Origin of the sequence: Hydrogenophaga borbori (genome assembly GCF_003417535.1) — a bacterium.
Lineage (GTDB): Bacteria > Pseudomonadota > Gammaproteobacteria > Burkholderiales > Burkholderiaceae_C > Hydrogenophaga > Hydrogenophaga borbori.
In genome coordinates, this window is the sequence record NZ_QVLS01000012.1 from 96,207 (window position 1) to 115,464 (window position 19,258).

The 19,258-nt window shown below is 68.3% G+C and carries 18 protein-coding genes and 1 tRNA gene; 16 read left to right on the forward strand and 3 right to left on the reverse strand.

Annotated elements, in window-relative coordinates; genetic code table 11:
• Positions 1-76: 76 nt before the first annotated feature.
• The 4 genes from DY262_RS21850 (at position 77) to proX (ending at position 4,117) form a co-directional block, all read left to right on the forward strand.
• A complete protein-coding gene (locus DY262_RS21850; protein ID WP_009515307.1) occupies positions 77-244 on the forward strand; it encodes a hypothetical protein in 168 nt (55 codons plus the stop codon).
• A gap of 462 nt (positions 245-706) precedes the next feature.
• Positions 707-1,906 (forward strand): glycine betaine/L-proline ABC transporter ATP-binding protein ProV, encoded by a 1,200-nt coding sequence (gene proV / locus DY262_RS17725; protein WP_116960421.1) that lies wholly within the window; start codon positions 707-709, stop codon positions 1,904-1,906.
• A 13-nt stretch (positions 1,907-1,919) separates the two neighbouring features.
• Positions 1,920-3,098 (forward strand): glycine betaine/L-proline ABC transporter permease ProW, encoded by a 1,179-nt coding sequence (gene proW / locus DY262_RS17730; protein WP_116960422.1) that lies wholly within the window; start codon positions 1,920-1,922, stop codon positions 3,096-3,098.
• Complete coding sequence (proX, locus tag DY262_RS17735; RefSeq protein WP_116960423.1) at positions 3,095-4,117, forward strand: glycine betaine/L-proline ABC transporter substrate-binding protein ProX; 1,023 nt, start codon at positions 3,095-3,097, stop codon at positions 4,115-4,117. Before proW ends, proX begins: the two co-directional genes overlap by 4 nt.
• A gap of 33 nt (positions 4,118-4,150) precedes the next feature.
• Here proX and nth read toward each other — a convergent pair whose 3' ends face one another.
• A complete protein-coding gene (nth, locus tag DY262_RS17740) occupies positions 4,151-4,786 on the reverse strand; it encodes an endonuclease III (protein WP_116960424.1) in 636 nt (211 codons plus the stop codon).
• A gap of 117 nt (positions 4,787-4,903) precedes the next feature.
• Between nth and DY262_RS17745 the strand changes: the two genes are divergently transcribed.
• The gene (locus DY262_RS17745; protein WP_116960501.1) at positions 4,904-6,094 is read left to right on the forward strand and encodes an aminotransferase-like domain-containing protein; all 1,191 of its coding nucleotides are present in this window, start codon (positions 4,904-4,906) and stop codon (positions 6,092-6,094) included.
• Position 6,095: 1 nt separating this feature from the next.
• Entirely contained in the window at positions 6,096-7,004 is a 909-nt protein-coding gene (locus DY262_RS17750) for an alpha/beta fold hydrolase (RefSeq protein ID WP_116960425.1), read from the forward strand.
• Here the strand turns inward: DY262_RS17750 and DY262_RS17755 are convergent.
• Positions 6,977-7,585: a 3'-5' exonuclease gene (locus tag DY262_RS17755; protein WP_116960426.1), complete on the reverse strand. Its 609-nt coding sequence runs from the start codon at positions 7,583-7,585 to the stop codon at positions 6,977-6,979. The genes DY262_RS17750 and DY262_RS17755 overlap by 28 nt on opposite strands.
• A gap of 50 nt (positions 7,586-7,635) precedes the next feature.
• Between DY262_RS17755 and uvrB the strand changes: the two genes are divergently transcribed.
• The 10 genes from uvrB to DY262_RS17805 all read left to right on the forward strand — a co-directional run bounded on the left by uvrB (position 7,636) and on the right by DY262_RS17805 (position 16,236).
• Positions 7,636-9,732, forward strand: a complete 2,097-nt coding sequence (uvrB, locus tag DY262_RS17760; protein WP_116960427.1) for an excinuclease ABC subunit UvrB — start codon at positions 7,636-7,638, stop codon at positions 9,730-9,732.
• 251 nt (positions 9,733-9,983) lie between these two features.
• On the forward strand, positions 9,984-10,520 hold the full coding sequence (gene iscR / locus DY262_RS17765; protein WP_070397665.1) for a Fe-S cluster assembly transcriptional regulator IscR: 537 nt from the start codon (positions 9,984-9,986) through the stop codon (positions 10,518-10,520).
• 76 nt (positions 10,521-10,596) lie between these two features.
• Positions 10,597-11,814, forward strand: coding sequence for an IscS subfamily cysteine desulfurase (locus DY262_RS17770; protein WP_116960428.1), 1,218 nt, complete (start codon positions 10,597-10,599; stop codon positions 11,812-11,814).
• 16 nt (positions 11,815-11,830) lie between these two features.
• Entirely contained in the window at positions 11,831-12,217 is a 387-nt protein-coding gene (iscU, locus tag DY262_RS17775) for a Fe-S cluster assembly scaffold IscU (RefSeq protein WP_070397667.1), read from the forward strand.
• A gap of 4 nt (positions 12,218-12,221) precedes the next feature.
• Positions 12,222-12,545, forward strand: coding sequence for an iron-sulfur cluster assembly protein IscA (gene iscA, locus DY262_RS17780; protein WP_070397668.1), 324 nt, complete (start codon positions 12,222-12,224; stop codon positions 12,543-12,545).
• A gap of 56 nt (positions 12,546-12,601) precedes the next feature.
• A complete protein-coding gene (gene hscB, locus DY262_RS17785) occupies positions 12,602-13,120 on the forward strand; it encodes a Fe-S protein assembly co-chaperone HscB (RefSeq protein ID WP_116960429.1) in 519 nt (172 codons plus the stop codon).
• Between the two features lie 42 nt (positions 13,121-13,162).
• On the forward strand, positions 13,163-15,037 hold the full coding sequence (gene hscA / locus DY262_RS17790) for a Fe-S protein assembly chaperone HscA (RefSeq protein ID WP_116960430.1): 1,875 nt from the start codon (positions 13,163-13,165) through the stop codon (positions 15,035-15,037).
• A 13-nt stretch (positions 15,038-15,050) separates the two neighbouring features.
• Complete coding sequence (gene fdx / locus DY262_RS17795; RefSeq protein WP_070397671.1) at positions 15,051-15,389, forward strand: ISC system 2Fe-2S type ferredoxin; 339 nt, start codon at positions 15,051-15,053, stop codon at positions 15,387-15,389.
• Positions 15,389-16,096: a DNA polymerase III subunit epsilon gene (dnaQ, locus tag DY262_RS17800; protein ID WP_181936554.1), complete on the forward strand. Its 708-nt coding sequence runs from the start codon at positions 15,389-15,391 to the stop codon at positions 16,094-16,096. The genes fdx and dnaQ overlap by 1 nt, the downstream gene beginning before the upstream one ends.
• A gap of 65 nt (positions 16,097-16,161) precedes the next feature.
• Positions 16,162-16,236 (forward strand) — tRNA-Val (locus tag DY262_RS17805).
• 112 nt (positions 16,237-16,348) lie between these two features.
• On the opposite strand, the gene DY262_RS17810 is transcribed toward DY262_RS17805, so the two are convergent.
• Complete coding sequence (locus DY262_RS17810) at positions 16,349-19,258, reverse strand: hypothetical protein (RefSeq protein WP_116960431.1); 2,910 nt, start codon at positions 19,256-19,258, stop codon at positions 16,349-16,351.

Below are 19,258 nucleotides of genomic sequence, written 5' to 3' on the forward strand. Positions count from 1 at the left end.
GCGCCCGGGGCGGGACCGGCGTCTGTGGTTGAATATCGCCTTTTCGTCCAATCCCGCCGTTCGAAGGAAGATTGCCATGGGCAACAAGATCGTCACCGAGGCCGACCGCAAGGCCACCCCCCGTCCCGTCGCTGCCAACGGCGTCGTGCTGCCCACCCCCGGCCGTGGCCAGCGCCGCAGCCTGGAGCGCGGCGTGGCCACGCGCAGCAAGAAGAACCCTGGCAAGCGCCCGCACAGCGGCTGATCACCAGCGTTTCGCGCAAGGCCCGCTTCGGCGGGCTTTTTGTTTTCCGATGCCCGCTGTTCGAGGGGCATTGCCCGCCGTTGCCGGGGAATGCACCGGGCGTGACTTGACCGGCTTAGACCCAAAAGTTACAATCCAAGGTTTCCTATCAGTCAACTACATATGTTGACGCACCGAGCGCTACTCGCGGATCGTCTTGAATCCCGTCGCGGCGCCGGTTCCTCCCCGCCAGGCCCCGCCTGGCACCGGCTGGTTTCCAGCCACCCGACGCCGCGTCGCGCCACCCCGTTCACGCCCCTCGACCAGGCCCGCTGAACGGCATTCTTGGTGCGTTCAGGCGCTGGTTGCGGCCTTGCTTCGTCGTCTTCAGTGCCTGCTGCGCGGCTGCGGTTCGCGGTCGCCTGCGCGCACGTTTCGCCGGCGGCCATTGCCCAAGCCCACCGCACAGGAGGCCCCGCCGCAATGGCAAAAGACATTCAGATCGACCACGTGTTCAAGGTCTTCGGCGACGACCCCGAGGCCGCGCTGGCGCTTGCGCGCGACGGCCTGAGCAAGCAGGAGATCCTGGCCCGCACCGGCCAATCCATCGGCGTCTTCGACGCGCACTTCGATATCCAGGCCGGCGAGATTTTCGTGATCATGGGCCTGTCGGGTTCGGGCAAGTCCACGCTGGTGCGCCTGCTCAACCGGCTCATCGAGCCCAGCGCCGGGCGGGTCGTGATCGACGGCCGCAACATCTTCGAGCACAGCGACCGCGATCTGCGCGCCTTGCGCCGCAAGGACATCAGCATGGTGTTCCAGTCTTTCGCGCTGATGCCGCACATGACCGTGCGCGACAACACCGCCCTGGGGTTGGAGCTGGCGGGGGTCGAGCGGGCCACGCGCCTGGCCCAGGCCGACGAGGCCCTGGCCCAGGTGGGCCTGGAGGGCTGGGGCGACAGCTACCCCGACGAACTCTCCGGCGGCATGCAGCAGCGCGTGGGCCTGGCGCGCGCGCTGGCCAGCGACCCGTCCATCCTGCTGATGGACGAGGCCTTCTCGGCGCTCGACCCGATCATCCGCACCGACATGCAGAGCGAGCTGCTGCGGCTGCAGCAGGTGCGCCGCCGCACCATCGTCTTCATCTCGCACGACCTGGACGAGGCCATGCGCATCGGCGATCGCATCGCCATCATGAAAGACGGCCAGGTGGTGCAGGTGGGCACGCCCGAGGAGATCCTGCGCCGGCCGGCCGACGACTACGTGCGCCAGTTCGTGCGCGGCGTGGACGCGGCCGCCGTGTTCAAGGCCGGCGACATCGCGCGCCGCAGCCAGGTGGTGGTGGCCGAAAGCACCACGCGGGGTTCGCGCGCCGCCCTGTCCATGCTGGAGCAGCAGGACCGCGAATTCGCCTACGTGGTGGACCCGCGCCAGCGCTTCCAGGGCATGGTCTCGGTCGAGTCGCTGCGCGCCGCGCTGAACGGCCATGAGGGTCCGCTGGGCCTGCAGCACGCCTTCCTGCCCGAGGTGCGGGCGCTGGAGGCCGCCGAGCCCGTCAACGGTCTGTTCGGCCAGGTGGCGCAGTCGCCCTGGCCGCTGCCGGTGGTGGACGCGGGCGGCCAGTACGTCGGCGCCATCAGCAAGACCACGCTGCTGCGCTTCATGGACCGTGGCAGCGACTGAACAAGGAGAAGCGATGCAGAACGACACCCCCCTGTCCCCGGACACCCCGTCGGTGGCGCAGGCCGACGCCGCGGCCACCGACCCCTGGGGCTCCGCCGCGCCCGCGGCCGAGCCCCAGGGGTCGGCGGTTGCGCCGGCCGGCGACGCCTGGTCCACCAGCACGCAAGCCTCGGGTGGCGGTTGGCTGGACGCCGCGCCGGCCGATGCCGCCGCCGCGCCCGGCGCGGACGGCTTTCACCTCAGCCAGCTCTGGGACGGCAGCCTGCCCGTTCAGGACTGGATCAACAGTGGCCTGGGCTGGGCCGTGGACCATTTCCGGCCCTTCTTCCAGGCCGTGCGCGGCCCCATCGACGCCACGCTGGGCGGCGTGGAGGCCGCCTTGCTGGCCGTGCCGGTGCCGGTGATGGTGGCCCTGCTGGGCCTGATCGCCTGGCAGTGCGCGGGGCGCGGCGTGGCCATCGGCGCGGTGGTCTCGCTGCTGCTGGTGTCGACGCTGGGCATCTGGCCCGAGGCCATGGTCACGCTCTCGCTGGTGTTGACCTCGCTGGCCTTCTGCGTGCTGATCGGCCTGCCGCTGGGCGTGCTGCTGGCTGCCAGCGACCGCGCCCAGCGTGTCGTGCGGCCGGTGCTCGACGCCATGCAGACCACGCCGGCCTTCGTCTACCTGGTGCCGGTGGTGATGCTGTTCGGCATCGGCAACGTGCCCGGCGTGATCGTCACCATCGTGTTCGCGCTGCCGCCGCTGGTGCGCCTGACCACGCTGGGCATCCGCCAGGTGCGGCCCGACCTGATCGAGGCCGCCCAGGCCTACGGCGCCTCGCCCTGGCAGATGCTGACCAAGGTGCAGCTGCCCCTGGCCATGCCCTCGATCATGGCGGGCATCAACCAGGCGCTGATGCTGTCGCTGTCCATGGTGGTGATCGCTTCCATGATCGCCGTCGGCGGCCTGGGCCAGATGGTGCTGCGTGGCATCGGCCGCCTGGACATGGGCCTGGCCACGGTCGGCGGCCTGGGCATCGTGCTGCTGGCCATCACGCTGGACCGCATCACCCAGGCCATGGGCCAGCCGCGCCGCGGCGCGCGCCACTGGTGGCAGACCGGGCCCGCGGGCCTGGTGCTGCGGCTGGCGCGAAGCCGCCGCCACCCTTCACTTTCTTCCTCCAACGAACTCACCCAAGGAGAAACCGCATGAACGTTCCATTCAACCGATTCGCGCTGTGGCGCAAGCTCTTCGCCGCCGGCCTGGTGGCCGCCACGGCGGCCACGGCCGTCGCCCAGGACCTGCCTGGCAAGGGCGTCGTGGTCAAGCCGGTGAAGAGCTCCATCGCCGAAGAAACCTTCCAGACCCTGCTGGTGGGTCGCGCGCTGCAGAAGCTGGGCTATGAGGTGCAGCCGATCAGCGAGGTGGAGTACGCCACCGCCCACGTGGCGCTGGCCAACGGCGACGCCACCTACCTGGCCAGCCACTGGGACCCGCTGCACGCCGACTTCTACAAGAATGCCGGCGGCGACGCCAAGCTCTCGCGCACCGGTGCCTACTCGCCCGGCGCGGCCCAGGGCTACCTCATCGACAAGAAGACGGCCGACGCCCACAAGATCACCAACGTCGCGCAGCTGCAGAAGCCCGAGATCGCCAAGCTCTTCGACGCCGATGGCGACGGCAAGGCCGACCTGACCGGCTGCAACCCCGGCTGGGGCTGCGAGGCCGTCATCGAACACCAGCTCACGGCCTTCAAACTGCGCGACACCGTGCGCCACGTGCAAGGCAGCTACTCGGCGCTGATCGCCGACACCATCACCCGCTACAAGCAGGGCAAGCCCATCCTGTACTACACCTGGACGCCCTACTGGGTGAGCGGCGTGCTGCGCCCGGGCCAGGACGTGGTGTGGCTGCAGGTGCCGTTCTCCTCGCTGCCCGGCGAGCAGGCCAAGCTGGACACCAAGCTGCCCAATGGCCAGAACTACGGCTTCGTCATCAACACGCAGCGCATCGTGGCCAACCGCGCCTTCGTGGAGAAGAACCCGGCCGCGGGCAAGCTGTTCGAGGTGATGAAGCTGTCGGTGGGCGACATCAACGCCCAGAACCTGCGCATGCGCGACGGCGAGAACAAGCCGGCCGACATCGAGCGCCACGTCGACGCCTGGATCAAGGCGAACCAGAAGACCTTCGACGGCTGGATCGCCGAGGCGAAGGCGGCGGCAAAGGGCTGAGCCCCGCTGGCGGGCGCTGGCTCGAAGCCAGCGTCAACCCGCCGTCTTGGGCGTGAAGTCGCAGTACGCCGCCACCGCGCAGCGGTGGCACTGCGGCTTGCGCGCCAGGCACACGTAGCGCCCGTGCAGGATGAGCCAGTGGTGCGAATCCACCGCGTACTCGGGCGGCACGCGCTTCATCAGCGCCAGTTCCACGGCCAGTGGCGTCTTGCCCGGCGCCAGGCCGGTGCGGTTGCTGACGCGAAAGATGTGCGTATCCACCGCCATGGTGGGCTCGCCGAAGGCCACGTTGAGCACCACGTTGGCCGTCTTGCGGCCCACGCCGGGCAAGGCCTCCAGCGCCTCGCGCGTGCGCGGCACCTCGCCACCGTGGCGCTCCACCAGGATGCGGCAGGTCTCCATGAGGTGCCGGGCCTTGCTGCGGAACAGGCCGATGGTCTTGATGTAGCCCTCCAGCCCCTCGAGCCCCAGGGCCAGGATGGCCTGAGGCGTATTGGCCACGGGGAACAGCTTGCGCGTGGCCTTGTTGACGCTCACGTCGGTGGCCTGGGCCGACAGCAGCACGGCGGCCAGCAGCTCGAAGACGGTGGTGTATTCCAGCTCCGACTGGGGGCTGGGGTTGCTCGCCTTCAAGGTGGCGAAGAAGGGTTCGATCAGCTCGCGCTTCATGGGCGCGCAGTCTATCCATCCCTCTGAGGGTTTGCCCGGGGCCGGTGCGCGGCGCGCGGTTTTGGTGACAATGCGCCATTCCGATCCGACCCCCCCCCCGCCCGCATGAGCCACACCATTCCCTTCGCCGATCGCCTCAACAACGTCGAAACGTCCGCCATCCGCGAGCTGTTCAAGCTGCTGGGCAAGCCCGGCATCATCAGCTTCGCGGGCGGCTTTCCCGACAGCGCCCTGTTCGACGTCGACGGCATCCGCGAGGCCGTGAACGCCGCGCTGAGCGAAGAGCCCGGCGCCACCCTGCAGTACGGCGCCACCGAAGGCCACCCGCCCCTGCGCGAGCAACTGGCCGCCTTCATGGCCAGCAAGGGCGTGCGCGGGCTCGCCGCCAACGACCTGATCGTCACCACCGGCAGCCAGCAGGCGCTGGACCTGCTGGGCAAGACGCTGGTGTCGCCTGGCGACAAGGTGATCGTCGAAGGCCCCACCTTCCTGGCCACCATCCAGTGCTTCCGCCTCTACGGCGCCGATCTGGTCACCGTACCCGTGGACGGGCAGGGCGCCCAGACCGATCGGCTGGAACAGCTCATCGCCGAGCACAAGCCCAAGTTCGTCTACCTCATCCCCACCTTCGGCAACCCCAGCGGCGCCATGATGAGCCTGGAGCGCCGCAAGGCCGTGCTGCGGATGGCGGTCAAGCACGGCACCCTGATCGTGGAAGACGACCCCTACGGCGACCTGTACTTCGGCGACGCGCCGCCGCCCAGCCTGCTGGCCCTGGCCGACGAGGTGCCCGGCGCGCGCGACGTCCTGGTGCACTGCGGCTCGCTGAGCAAGGTGCTCAGCCCCGGCCTGCGCGTGGGCTGGATGGTGGGGCCGGCCGAATTGCTGGCCAAGGCCACCATGTGCAAGCAGTTCAGCGACGCCCACACCAGCACATTCGCCCAGGCCACGGCGGCCCAGTACCTCAAGGCCGGTCGCATGCCCGCCACGCTGTCGCGCGTGCGTCGTGTCTACGCCGAGCGCGCCGCCACCATGACGACCGCGCTGCGGCGCGAACTGGGCGACGCGATCGACTTCGTCGCACCCCAGGGCGGTTTGTTCGTGTGGGCCTGGCTCACGGGCGCGGGCGGCAAGGTGGCCGACGGCGCGGTCTTCGCGAAGAAGGCCATCGAGCAGGGCGTGGCCTTCGTGCCGGGCGCCCCGTTCTTCGCCAACGACCCGGTGCACGCCACGCTGCGCCTGAGCTTCGCCACCGCGCCGCTGGACAAGATCGAGGAAGGCATTCAACGGTTGGGCAAAGCCTTGTGACATGAACACCACCACCACCGCTGCCCGGGTCGCCGGGTCCGACGACGGTCCCGAGACACAACCGGGCCCCGTGCCCGAACTGGTGATCGACGACGTCGACGTCTTCATCGACGGCGTGGGGCCCCAGACGGTGGTGATGGTGCATGGCTGGCCCGACACGCCCGCGCTGTGGGACGGCACCGTGGCCGCCCTGGTGCCCGAGTGGCGCTGCGTGCGTTTCCATTTGCCGGGCTTCGACCTGGCGCGCGGCCCGCGGCCCATGAGCCAGAGCGACATCGTCGCGCTCATCGCGCGCATCGTGGATGCCGTGAGCCCCGACCAGCGCGTGACCCTGCTGCTGCACGACTGGGGCTGCGCCTTCGGCTACACCTACGCCAAGCGCCACACCGAGCGCGTGGCGCGCATCGTGGCGCTGGACATCGGCGACGTGGGCTCGCGCGACTACTTCGAGTCCCTGGGCTGGCGCGAGAAGCTCATGATCGCGGGCTACCAGCTCTGGCTGGCCGCGGCCTGGTCACTGGGCCCGCGCGCGCCCGGCCTGGCCAACCGCATGACGCGCTGGATGGCGCGCCGGATCGGTTGCCGCAACGACCCGGCCCTGATCGGCTGGGAGATGAACTACCCCTACGCCATGCGCTGGTTCAATGCCTTCGGCGGCCTGCGCGGCGCGGGCCAGGCCGAGCGGCTGATAGACGAACAACTGCCTGGCCTGTTCGTCTATGGCCGGCGCAAGCCCTTCATGTTCCATTCCAGCCGCTGGGTGCGCCACCTCAACCGCACCACCGGCTGCGCGGCCAAGTCGCTGGACACGGGGCACTGGATCATGAAACAGAAGCCGGCCGAGTTCCACGCCGTGCTCAAGGACTGGCTGGCCCACGTGACTCAGCCGGCCTCCACCCCCAGGGCCTGAGCCACGCGGAACGCCGCCCAGGCGTCGTTGGCGGCATAGAGCAGCTGCGCCTCGCTCAGGCTGGCGGCGGCCCAGTTGCTGGTGGCGGCCTTCTTGCTCTTGGCGAAGCGCTGACCGAACAGCACCGCCACCGCGGCGCGCACGCCCATGTCCTTGCGGTAGCCCTGGGCGCGGAAGAGGGAATTGAGTTCGATCACGCCCGCGGGTTCGATGCCCAGCTTGGCGCGCACCCGCAGGTTGTCGTCGCGCAGGCCGAAGCCGGCCTTGGCGTGCGCCGGGTGGGCCAGCAGGGCCGCCACCGCCGCGCGGCAGCCCGGGTCGGCGAGCTGGAACACCCAGGCGCGCTCGGCAACGGCCAGTTGCACCACGTGCGGGCCGTCGGACACCTGGTCCTTGAAAAAGGTGGGCTTGGATTCGGTGTCGAAGCCCCAGACCGGGTGCGCGGCCAGCGCGGCGGCGGCTTCGCGGGCGCCGTCGGCGCTGCGCACCAGCGCGATGCGCGCGAGGTCCAGCGGCGGGAAGGGGGGCAGGGCGTCGATGGCGTCCTTGTCGGGCGTGGGTCGGGTTTCGCGCGCGGTCATGGGGCGCCAGCATAGCCGCCAGGGCCATCGCGTTCCGGCACAATTTCCCGATGACCACCCCCCTGCTGCAGGAAGTGGCGAGCGAGGCCCCCACCCCGGGCGAGTTCGTGCGCTTCCCCCACTCCCCTTTCGAGCTGTTCCTGCCCTACCCGCCGGCGGGGGACCAGCCCGAGGCGATCGACCAGCTCGTTGAAGGCATCAACGACGGCGAGGTCTTCCAGACCCTCCTCGGCGTGACCGGCTCGGGCAAGACCTTCACCATGGCCAACGTGATCGCGCGCGTGGGCCGTCCGGCCATCGTGTTCGCGCCCAACAAGACCCTGGCCGCCCAGCTCTACAGCGAGTTCCGCGAGTTCTTCCCGAAGAACGCGGTCGAGTACTTCGTCAGCTACTACGACTACTACCAGCCCGAAGCCTATGTGCCGCAGCGCGACCTGTTCATCGAGAAGGACAGCGCGATCAACGAGCACATCGAGCAGATGCGCCTGAGCTGCACCAAGAGCATCCTGGAGCGGCGCGACGTGCTCATCGTGGCCACGGTCTCCGCCATCTACGGCATCGGCAAGCCCGAGAGCTACCACCAGATGGTGATGACCCTGCGCGTGGGCGACAAGATCGGGCAACGCGACGCCATCGCCCAGCTGGTCCGCATGCAGTACACGCGCAACGAAACCGACTTCGGCCGCGGCAAGTTCCGCGTGCGCGGCGACACCATCGACGTCTTCCCGGCCGAACACTCCGAGATGGCGATCCGCATCGAGCTGTTCGACGACGAGATCGAAAGCCTGCAGCTGTTCGATCCGCTCACCGGGAAGGTGCGCCAGAAGATCCCGCGCTTCACCGTCTTCCCCAGCAGCCACTACGTGACCCCGCGCGAGCAGGTGCTGCAGGCGGTGGAGACCATCAAGCTTGAGCTCGACCAGCGCCTGAAGGAGCTGGTGGGCATGGGCAAGCTGGTGGAGGCGCAGCGTCTGGAGCAGCGCACCCGTTTCGACCTGGAGATGCTGAGCGAGGTGGGCCACTGCAAGGGCATCGAGAACTACACGCGCCACCTGTCGCAGGCGCGCCCGGGCGATCCGCCGTCCACCCTGACCGACTACCTGCCGCGCGACGCGGTGATGTTTCTGGACGAAAGCCACGTGCTGATCGGCCAGCTCGGCGGCATGTACAACGGCGACCGCGCGCGCAAGACCACGCTGGTGGAGTACGGCTTTCGCCTGCCCAGCGCGCTGGACAACCGGCCGCTGAAGTTCGAGGAGTTCGAGCAGCGCATGCGACAGGTGGTTTTCGTCTCGGCCACGCCGGCCGACTACGAAAAGACCCACGCCAGCAAGGTGGTCGAGCAGCTGGTGCGGCCCACCGGCCTGGTCGACCCGGAGCTGGAGGTGCGCCCCGCCATGCACCAGGTGGACGACGTGCTGCAGGAGATCCGCCTGCGCGTGCAGCGCCAGGAGCGCGTGCTCATCACCACCCTCACCAAGCGCATGGCCGAGCAGCTCACCGACTACCTGACCGAGAACGGCGTGAAGGTGCGCTACCTGCACAGCGACATCGACACGGTCGAGCGCGTGGAGATCATCCGCGACCTGCGCCTGGGCGCCTTCGACGTGCTGGTGGGCATCAACCTGCTGCGCGAGGGCCTGGACATTCCGGAGGTCTCGCTGGTCGCCATCCTGGATGCGGACAAGGAGGGCTTCCTGCGCTCCGAGCGCAGCCTGATCCAGACCATCGGCCGCGCCGCGCGCAACCTCAACGGCAAGGCCATCCTCTACGCCGACCGGATCACCGATTCAATGAAGGCGGCCATCGGCGAAACCGAGCGCCGCCGCGCCAAGCAGATCGCGCACAACGCGGCGCACGGCATCGAGCCGCGCAGCGTGAACAAGCGCATCAAGGACCTGATCGACGGCGTGTACAGCGAGAAGGCGGGCAAGGAGGCCGACCGCCTGGCCGCCGAAAGCGCCGCCCGCGCCGAGCTCGAAGAAATGAGCGAGAAGGACGTGGCCCGGGAAATCAAGCGGCTGGAAAAGCTCATGCTGGAGCACGCCCGCAACCTGGAGTTCGAGAAGGCCGCCCAGGTGCGTGACCAGCTCGCCCAACTCAAGGCCCGGGTGTTCGGCTCCACCGGGCACGACAGCGCGGCCTGAACGTTTGGGTGGCGGCCCGACTCCCAGAATCCGGGGTCGCGCCCGGGCGCCTGTCCACTGGCATAAACCCCATACCGGTACAATGCCGAGCAAATCGCTCAGCTTTTGGGCTATAATTCGACAAAATTAGTCGGGAAACCCCGCGACAGCAACAGACCCTCAAGGGTCGGGGCGGGTGGAGGAGGGGTTCGCCACGGCGGATGCCCGGCGGGCCTTGCCACGAAGGTCAAGCAACACAGAAGGAGCTTGCAATGCGCCTCACGACGAAGGGCCGCTTCGCGGTCACAGCCATGATCGATCTGGCCCTGCGCCAGAACAACGGTCCGGTCACGCTGGCCGCTATCAGCCAGCGCCAGCAGATTTCCTTGTCCTATCTCGAGCAGCTGTTCGGCAAGCTGCGCCGGCACCAGCTGGTGGAGTCCACCCGCGGGCCGGGCGGTGGTTACACCCTGGGCCGCAAGGCGGGCGAAATCACCGTGGCCGACATCATCGTGTCGGTGGACGAGCCGATCGATGCCACCCAGTGCGGTGGCAAGGAAAACTGCCTGGGCGAAGGCCAGCGCTGCATGACGCACGAGCTCTGGGCCCAGCTCAATGCCCGCATGGTTGATTTCCTGGATTCGGTGACGCTGCAGTCGCTGGTGGACGAGCAGCTCGCCAAGGGCGTGGTGGTGGAGAACGCACCCATGATCAAGCGCGCCATTTCCAGCACGCCGGTGGTCAAGCCCATCCGCGTGAACGCGCCGAATTCCGTGTTCGCCCTTGGAGGCGCCGCGCTCTCGAAGTGAACCCGGCGCGCGGGGCTGGCGGCGTGTCGGCCGCCGGCCCCGCCAGCCCTTGTCCAACGCCAGACAGAACAAGCCCATGAGCACCCCCCACTTCCCCATCTACATGGACTACAGCGCCACCAGCCCGGTCGATCCGCGCGTGGTGGACGCCATGATTCCCTGGTTGCGCGAGCACTTCGGCAACCCCGCGTCGCGCAGCCACGCCTGGGGCTGGGAGGCGGAGAAGGCGGTGGAGACCGCACGCGAGCAGGTGGCCGCGCTGATCGGCGCCGACCCGCGCGAGATTGTCTGGACCAGCGGCGCGACGGAATCGAACAACCTCGCGCTCAAGGGCGCGGCGAACTTCTACAAGGGCAAGGGCAAGCACCTCATCACGGTGAAGACCGAGCACAAGGCCGTGCTGGACACCATGCGCGAGCTGGAGCGCCAGGGCTTCGAGGTCACCTACCTCGACGTGCAGGCCGACGGCCTGGTCGACCTGGAGGCTTTCAAGGCGGCGATCCGCCCCGACACCATCCTGGCCTCGGTCATGTTCGTGAACAACGAGATCGGTGTCATCCAGGACATCGCCGCCCTGGGCGCCATCTGCCGCGAGAAGGGCGTGATCTTCCATGTCGATGGCGCGCAGGCCACGGGCCGCGTCGATATCGACCTGCAGAGCCTGCCGGTGGACCTGATGAGCCTGACCGCGCACAAAACCTATGGCCCCAAGGGCATCGGCGCGCTGTACGTTCGCCGCAAGCCGCGCGTGCGCATCGAGGCGCAGATGCACGGTGGCGGCCACGAGCGCGGCATGCGCTCGGGCACGCTGGCCACGCACCAGATCGTGGGCATGGGCGAGGCCTACCGCATCGCCAAGGCCGAGATGCACGAGGAGAACCGGCGCATCCAGGCCCTGCACGACCGCCTGGTCAATGGCCTGAAGGACATCGAGGAGGTGTTCATCAACGGCAACGAGGCGCGCCGCATCCCGCACAACCTCAACATGAGCTTCAACTACGTCGAGGGCGAATCGCTGATCATGGGCATCAAGGGCCTCGCGGTGTCTTCGGGCTCGGCCTGCACCTCGGCCAGCCTGGAGCCCAGCTACGTGCTGCGCGCCCTGGGGCGCAGCGACGAACTCGCGCACAGCAGCCTGCGCATGACCATCGGCCGCTGGACGACCGAAGAAGAGATCGACTACGCGATTGCGACGATCAAGGAGAACGTCGCCAAGCTGCGTGAACTGTCACCCTTGTGGGAAATGTTCAAGGATGGCGTCGACCTGTCGACCATCCAGTGGGCGGCCCACTGATCCGAAGGAGAACAACATGGCCTATTCCGAAAAAGTCGTTGACCACTACGAAAACCCCCGCAACGTCGGCTCCTTCGACAAGGGCGACGAGACGGTGGGTACCGGCATGGTGGGCGCGCCGGCCTGCGGCGACGTGATGAAGCTGCAGATCAAGGTGAACCCGGCCACCGGCGTGATCGAGGACGCGCGCTTCAAGACCTACGGTTGCGGCTCGGCCATCGCCTCGAGCTCGCTGGTGACCGAGTGGGTCAAGGGCAAGACGCTGGACGAAGCCGCCGCGCTCAAGAACAGCCAGATCGCCGAGGAGCTCGCGCTGCCGCCGGTGAAGATCCACTGCTCCATCCTGGCCGAGGACGCCATCAAGGCGGCCGTGGACGACTACCGCAAGAAGCACGCGAACTGATCCCATGGCCGTCACGATTTCCGAAGCCGCGGCGCGCCACGTCACGCGCTACATCGCCAAGCGCGGCAAGGGCGTGGGCGTGCGCCTGGGCGTCAAGACCACCGGCTGCTCGGGCCTGGCCTACAAGCTGGAGTACGCCGACGAGATCGCACCCGAGGACGTGGTGTTCGAGGACAACGGCGTGAAGGTGCTGGTCGACCCGAAAAGCATGCCGTACATCGACGGCACGCAACTCGACTTCGTGCGCGAGGGCCTCAACGAGGGCTTCAAGTTCAACAACCCCAATGAACGGGACCGCTGCGGCTGCGGCGAGAGCTTCAGAATCTGAGCGATGAGGTCTCGAATCGACCGCCCGGCGCAGGCCTCGGCGGTCTTTCTTTTTCCATGAACCTGCAATCCAGCGATTTCGAACTCTTCGGCCTGCCCGAGTCCTTCGCCATCGACCGCGCCGCGCTCGACGCGCGCTGGAAGGACCTGCAGCGCCATGCCCACCCCGACCGCAACGCACACGCCGACCCGGCCACGCAGCGCCAGGCCATGCAGTGGTCGGTGCGCATCAACGAAGCCTATCAGCGCCTGAAGGACCCGCTGCGCCGGGCGGCCTACCTGTGCGAGCGGCGCGGCGCCCCGATCGAGGCCGAGAACAACACCGCCATGCCGGCCGACTTCCTCATGCAGCAGATGCAGTGGCGCGAGTCGCTTGACGAGACCGAGGGTGTGGCCGCGCTGGAGGCCCTGGCCGACGAGGTGGCCGAGGCGAGGCGCGCGCGCATCGAGGCCCTGCGCGCCGCGCTGGACGAACGGGGCGATGCGCCGGAGGCCGCGCGTCAAGTCAGAGCCCTCATGTTCATTGAGCGCTTTGCCAGCGACGTGGAGGATCGGCTCGATCAGCGGGGACAATAGGCGGCTCCCGTTCCCGCGATACCGACAAGACAGACAACCCCGATGGCGCTCCTGCAGATTTCCGAACCCGGCCAGTCCCTTGACCCGCACCAGCGCCGGGTGGCGGTCGGCATCGACCTCGGCACCACGCATTCCCTGGTGGCCGCGGTGCGCCACGGCGTGGCGGAATGCCTGCCCGACGAGCAAGGCCGCGTGATTTTGCCCAGCGTGGTGCGCTACCTCCCGGCCTCGGCCGGTGGTTCGGGCCGCCAGATCGGGCACGACGCGCTGGCCGCGCAGGTGGACGACCCGGCCAACACCATCAGCTCGGTCAAGCGCCTCATGGGCCGCCGCCGCGACCAGGTGGTCGACGTGGACCGCCTGGCCTATGCGGTGGTCGACCAGGACGGCATGGCCCAGATCGACACCGTGGCCGGCCGCAAGACCCCCATGGAGGTGAGCGCCGAGATCCTGGCCACGCTGCGCTACCGCGCCGAGGACAGCTTCGCCGACGACCTGTTCGGCGCCGTCATCACCGTGCCCGCGTACTTCGACGATGCGCAGCGCCAGGCCACCAAGAACGCCGCGAAGCTGGCCGGCATCGAGGTGCTGCGCCTCATCAACGAGCCCACGGCCGCGGCCATCGCCTACGGCCTGGACAACGGCGCCGAGGGCGTCTACGCCGTCTACGACCTGGGCGGGGGCACCTTCGACATTTCCATCCTGCGTCTCACGCGCGGCGTGTTCGAGGTGCTGGCCACGGGCGGCGACTCCGCGCTCGGGGGCGACGACTACGACCAGGCGCTCGCGGCCTGGGTGCTGCAGCGCCACGGCATCGCGATCGAATCGCTGGACGCCTCCGCGCGCGCGGCGCTGCACAAGGAGGCGCGGCGCGTGAAGGAGGCCCTGTCGGCCGACGCGCAGGTGCCGTTCCGTGCCACGCTGGCGGGCCGCGTGGTGGAGCAAACGGTGACCGCCGCCGATTTCGAGGCCTGCACCGAGCCGCTCACCGCCCGCACCATGGCCGCCGTGCGCAAGGCCCTGCGCGATGCGCGCACGTCCAAGGACGAGGTGCAGGGCGTGGTGATGGTGGGCGGCTCCACGCGCATGCCGGTCATCCGCCGCACGGTGGGCGGCTTCTTCGGCACCGAACCCCTGGTGAACCTCAACCCCGACGAGGTCGTCGCGCTGGGCGCGGCGATCCAGGCCAATGCCCTGGCCGGCAACAGCAAGGACGGCGACCTGCTGCTGCTCGACGTGATCCCGCTGTCGCTGGGCATCGAGACCATGGGGGGCCTGGTCGAGCGCATCGTGCCGCGCAACAGCAGCATTCCCACCGCGCGCGGGCAGGACTTCACCACCTACCAGGACGGCCAGACCGCGCTGGCCCTGCACGTGGTGCAGGGTGAGCGCGACCTGGTCGCCGACTGCCGCAGCCTCGCGCGCTTCACGCTGCGCGGCATTCCGCCCATGGCGGCGGGCGCGGCGCGCATCCGCGTCACCTTCACGGTCGATGCCGACGGCCTGCTCGCCGTGGCCGCGAAAGAGCTGACCTCGGGTGTCGAGGCCAGCATCGACGTCAAGCCGTCGTACGGGCTGAGCGACGAGCAGATCGCCCGCATGCTGCAGGACAGCTTCGCCACCGCCCAGCAGGACATGCAGGCCCGCGCCCTGGTCGAGGCCCGCGTGGACGCCGAGCGCCTGCTGCTGGCCACCCACTCCGCGCTCGCGGCCGATGGCGATCTGCTGCGGGCCGATGAGCGCGATGCGATCGACGCCCTCATGGCCACGCTGCGAACCACCGCCGGGGGCGAGGACGCCGCCGCCATCGAGGCCGCGATCGAGGCGCTGGCCAAAGGCACCGAGTCCTTCGCCGCCGAGCGCATGAACCGCGGCATCCAGCAGGCCCTGTCCGGCAAGAAGATCGAAGAAGTCTGAGTCGAAGAACCCCATGCCCACGATCAAGATTCTCCCGCACACCGAGTACGCGCCCGAGGGCAAGACCATCAGCGCGCCGGCCGGTACCTCCATCTGCGAGGCCCTGCTCGAGAACGGCGTGAACATTGAGCACGCCTGCGACATGAGCTGCGCCTGCACCACTTGCCACGTCATCGTGCGAGAGGGCTACAACAGCCTGAACGAGGCCCAGGAGGACGAGGAAGACCTGCTCGACCGCGCCTGGGGCCTGGAGCCACAGTCGCGCCTGTCGTGCCAGGCCATCCTGGCCCAGCAGGACGTGACCATCGAAATTCCCAAGTACACGATCAATCACGCCAAAGAGAACCACTGATGCGCCAGATCATTCTCGACACCGAGACCACCGGCCTGTCGGCCGAGAACGGCGACCGCATCATCGAGATCGGCTGCGTGGAACTGCTCAACCGCAAGTTCACCGGCAACAACCTGCACCACTACGTCAACCCCGAGCGCGACAGCCACGAGGACGCGCTCAAGGTGCACGGCATCCAGAACGAATTCCTGCGCACCAAGCCCAAGTTCGCGGCCATCGCCGAGGAGCTGCTCGAGTACCTGCGCGGCGCCGAGGTGATCATCCACAACGCGCCCTTCGACATTGGCTTCCTGAACATGGAGTTCAGGCGCCTGGGCCTGCCGCGCGTGACCGAGGTGGTGAGCGGTGTGCTCGACACCCTGGTGATGGCCAAGGAGATGTTCCCGGGCAAGCGCAACGGCCTGGACGCCCTGTGCGACCGCCTGGGCGTGGACAACTCGGGCCGCACGCTGCACGGAGCCCTGCTGGACGCCGAGCTGCTGGCCGACGTCTACATCAACATGACGCGTGGCCAGGACGCCTTGCTCATCGAGGTGGCCGACGCGCCAGGCGAGGGCGGGGTGGTGGAGGCGGTGGACCTGAGCCGCCTGGACCTGCCCGTGCTGCGCGCCAACGAGCAGGAAGCCCAGGCCCACGACAGCGTGCTGGCCGAACTCGACAAATCCAGCAAGGGCAAGACCCTGTGGCGCCGGCTGGAAGCGGCCTGAAAGAGCGGCCCGAAAATCTGGCTATAATGCAAGGCTTCCGACAGCGCTGCCAAGCGGCGCTGATCGGGCGGTTAGCTCAGTGGTAGAGCACTGCCTTCACACGGCAGGGGTCGCAGGTTCGAACCCTGCACCGCCCACCAGGAACCCCGTTCCAGAAAAAAGGCCTTGCGAGTGATCGCAAGGCCTTTTTGTTTGCGAAGGCCCGCACCGGTGGTGCCAGCCGAAGCGCGCCATGGGCGAGGTCCATGGCCTCTACTCGACGGGGATCCAGCGCTGAAAGCCGGTGACGGGATGCAGGGCGGTGGCCGTTCCGTTCATCAGGGCCTCCTGGCGCTGCGCGCAGGCCTTGGCCGCCAGATACCCGTCGGCAAGGTGGCGGTGGAGCCGCTTGCCCTGGTGCTTGTGCCCGTCGGCCAGGCTGGCCTCAATGCCTTCGCTGAGCTTCAGGGAGTGGTCGATGCGTTCCCGCAACGCCGCGAGCAACCAGTCGTCCATGCTGTTGAATCCCGGGGGGGTGGTGGGTGGGTCGGGCAGTTTGCGCAGTTCGCGCAGCTTCCACGCCTTCAGAGCGATCAGTACCTCGTCGATCAGCTCGGGGCGCTGATCGATCCGCTTCAGAAACTGTCCCGCCGTGCCCATGGGATTGGGTGTGCGGAAGCTGGAGCCCTCCAGCTCTCTGACCAACCAGGGCTTCAGTTTCGTGTGGCCGACTTCCTGGATGGCGCCGACCAGCACCTCGTGGCCCATCAACGGCGCCTGGACCTGGGGTGCCTGGGCCAGGGGCTGCAGATAACGCGGCGACGGTACGTGCTCGCTGGGGTCGATCAGCACCTCCAGCAGCCATTGGAGCTGGTGGCCCATGACCCTTGTTGTCGTCGTTGTTGTCGTGGTGATGGTGGTGGTGGCCGTCGTCGCCGTCGTCGTCACTTGGTCGGACAAGTCCATGTGGAAGGCGGTGCGCTCGGTTCTGAACCGCTCGAGGTCGTCCGGATCGATGTTCTTTTCAAGCAGCGCGGCCCTGAACCGGGCCAGGCACTCCTCGCGGTTCAGGCGTTTCTGGGTCGTGGCCGCACCCCAGGGATGCAGGGCATCGCGCGAGGTCGCGCCGATCAGGTCTTGCCGAAGGCCCGCATGGGCGGGATCGTCCAGAAGGGCCAGCAGCGCCTGGTGGGTGTCTTCCACGGAGGCCGCCCGTTTGTGGAACGGGAGGCGATCGGACTGAAAGTGACGGGTCTTGTACACCTTGGCGGCGATGGTGCTGCGGCACACGCTGAGGTAGTGCTGCTCATCACGGCAGTGGGGGAGGCAGGTCCGCAGGTAGTCGACATCGTCGTCGGACATGCCCATCTTGCGCAGCATCTGTGCCGCGAAGCACTCGCGCACGGCCTCACCCTTGAGGCCGGCCTGTTGCGCGGCGCCCAAGAGATCGCGCGAGAGCCATTCGATGGCGACGAATTTGTTGTGCTTGAGCAAGGCCTGGCGCTCCAGCCCCTGGCGCAAGCCTTTGGGCGCGCTCAGCCTCGCCACTTGCATGCGCCGATCGAACTCGGTGTCGGACAGCGTGTAGATCCACTGGGTGTAGTCCGTGCCCAGCACCTTTTGCAGGTGCTGCTCGATGCGCAGCTGTTGCTTGTCGTGGTCCTTGGCCTGCTTGGCTTTGCGCAGCCGGTGCCAGATGCTGGCATAGAACGGCGCCAGCACCGCGGCGGTGATGCCCAGGCCCACCACGCTCACGAGGCCGGCCGTGGCCACGTTGGCCACGATGATCAGGGCCAGGGCCACGCTGCCCAGGACGATGGCCGCCACCGGCGTGGTCACCAGGAACACGCACTGCGCCCTGAGCGCGCGAATGCCCGTGTACCACTGGGTTTGTTTGTGCGCCTTGAACTCGCCGCGCAAGGTGGTGATCTGGTTGTCAACCAGGTACCTGCCGATGGTGGCTTGGGCGGACTCACCGACGATGTCGTTCTTGAGGGCGACCGCGTGCGCCAGTCGCCCGAACACCCTGCGAATGCCGGCGGCGGTGCTCAGGCGCTCCCGTTGGGCGACCTCCATGTCGAGTTCGGCGAACCGGAAGCTGATCGGCGTCAGCAACAGGCCGAGCAAGGAGCCGGCAATGCCTGTTCCTTGTGAGGCCAGAGCGCCCAGGTGCAGGTTCGACACGATCAGGCCGGTGAGCGTGGAGGCCACCGAGGCGGGCACGGTGATTTTGTTGATCTCCCAATCGCGCATCTCCACCAATTGCCGCAGCCCCATATCGCGGGGGTCGCCCAGCAGGGCGATGCCCTGGCCTCGACTGAAGAAGGGTCGCAGCTGGTCGAGCCGGTGCTGCCGATCGGCCTGCTCGGCGCGCAGGGCGGTCAGCTGGGGATCGTGGGGTGCCGTCTTTTCCAGACGGCGAATCCGACGTTCCCCTCGGCGGACCTCCAGTTGCAGGCGCTTGAGATCGCGGCGCGTCGCAGGGGGGTGGCGCTGGTGTGGCAAGGCATGGAGCTGATCCAGGAGGGCGTGCATCTCCTGGTCCAGCGCCGCCCTTTGGGGGGCGTTGAGAACCGTATCGGGCAGTCGCTGGCGCTCCAGCCATTTGTCTTCGGCGGCCAGCGACAGATCGCGATGGGCTTTCAGCAGCTTGGCCTGCGGGATGGTGAGGAAGGTCGACTCGATCCCGCTCAACACCTCGGCCAGCAGCGTCACGGCGTAGCGGGTCGCGGCCAGCAGCTGCTCGGAGGCTTCGTCCAGCGGCTGCCCGTTCACCTGCCGGGCCATGGTTCGCCAGTCCTCCAGGGCCTGTTCGAGCAGGCCCTGCACCTTTTGGTAGTCGCGATGGGCGTAGCGGTGGTCGCTGTTGACGATGAAGCCGTCGTAAAAGGAGAAGAAGCTCCTCAGGAAGGCGGGCGCCGGAGAGGCCTGGCCGCCCACGCCCGCGCCCGCGCTCACGCTGGCCAGGATCACCTGGCCAATCGCCGTGAGCGCCCACAGCCCATAGACCACGCTCTTGTTGTGCACTGTCAATGCCACGCGGTGGCGCTGGTTCTGCGTGATCTCCGCCGCCATGTCCCCGGGGAGCCGTGGCGGGGGCGCCCAGGGCATCAGAGACTGGGTGCCGGCCATGCCGGGGGCGTCTGGCAGGGCGGGCAGCGCCAGCGGGGTGTGCACGGGCAT